Genomic DNA, 1319 nt, shown 5'->3' on the forward strand with positions numbered 1-1319 from the left:
CCCCGGCCTGGTCTGCGGGACCTGCAACCCTTGGGAGGCGCGGGACGCGGGTGGCCAGTTCCAGATCCGCCCCGATGACCGTTTACCGGCAGGTACGCCGGCACGTGCCACCCGGCATCGACGGTGTGATCGTGGCCGGCAGCGGGTTCGGCGCCATCCAGGCGATTGCGCCGCTGGAGGGGCATCCGCGGTGCAAGGGATCCCAGGCTGCCCGTGATCAGCTCCAATCAGACCAGCCTGTGCACGGCGTGCGGCTGTCCGGGGCGCGCGTACCGCTGACCGGCTCGGAAAGCATGCTGGCCGTCTGACCGTCGTCCATTGCGGAGCCGCCGGGAGTTTCGGCCTGGGCGGCTCCGCTCCTTGGTTGACCTATGCTCGCGGTCATGTCCCTGGTGAGTGCGGGCGGCGGGAGCCGCTGGTTCGGGTCAGTGGCGCGGTCCACCGGCGATGCGCAGGTCTTCGTCTTCCCGTACGCCGGTGGCATCGCCGCGTCGTTCATGGAGTGGCAGGCGATGGCTGAGCCGGAGCTGTCGTTGCAGGTCGCGCTGATGCCGGCCAGGGGAGTCCGGATGAACGAGCCGCCCATCGACGACGTTACGGAGCTGGTGGATCAGCTGACGACGGCGGTCATCGAGCGGGCGTCGGGGCCGTTCCTGCTGTTCGGGCACAGCCTGGGTGCGCTGGTGGCATTCGAGGTGACCCGGGAGCTGCGCCGCCGGGGCGCGCCCGATCCGCTGGCGCTGCTGGTCAGCGGGGCCGAGGCGCCGCAGACCCGGCTGATCAGGCAGCGCTATCACGAACTCGACGACACCTGCCTGATCGAGGCGCTGCGCGACTTCGGGGCCACCCCGGCCGGATTGCTGGCGGACCGGGAGATGATGGAGCTCATCCTGCCGGGTATCCGGGCGGACTTCGCCCTGTCCGAGCGGTACGCCTACCGTGCCGAGCCGCCGCTGGAGCTGCCGGTGCACGTGCTGCTCGGCGACGGGGACGAGCACGTGGACCTGGACCGGGCGGCCGGGTGGGCGCTGGAATGCGCGGCCCCGCCACAGCGACACGTGTTCGCCGGCGGGCATTTCTTCCTGACTGACCACCAGTCGGAAATCTTGGACCTTATGCGCCGCATCGTCGCCGATCACACCGCTGTGGCGCAATCATCGACAAAGGATCGGTAAGGACTTCTGCCCACACCAGGACTTCCATTGTGTCGGGTGTTCGACCTGGCGGGCCGGCGGAACGCGGTGTTACAGTTCGCCATCCGTTCATCGAAGGGACGTCGCTGACGAGGCGGCAAAACCGTTGCGTGCGCCGAGGTGCTC

2 protein-coding genes are annotated in these 1319 nt (G+C 69.2%); both read left to right on the plus strand.

Annotated features, from left to right (window positions below; translation table 11 throughout):
* Positions 1-74: 74 nt before the first annotated feature.
* On the plus strand, positions 75-308 hold the full coding sequence (locus ACZ6O2_RS26215) for a hypothetical protein (RefSeq protein WP_466024690.1): 234 nt from the start codon (positions 75-77) through the stop codon (positions 306-308).
* Between the two features lie 75 nt (positions 309-383).
* Positions 384-1175, plus strand: coding sequence for a thioesterase II family protein (locus ACZ6O2_RS26220; protein WP_466024691.1), 792 nt, complete (start codon positions 384-386; stop codon positions 1173-1175).
* The last annotated feature ends 144 nt before the right edge of the window (positions 1176-1319 follow it).

It is taken from the genome of Micromonospora sp. NPDC048040 (assembly GCF_055587185.1).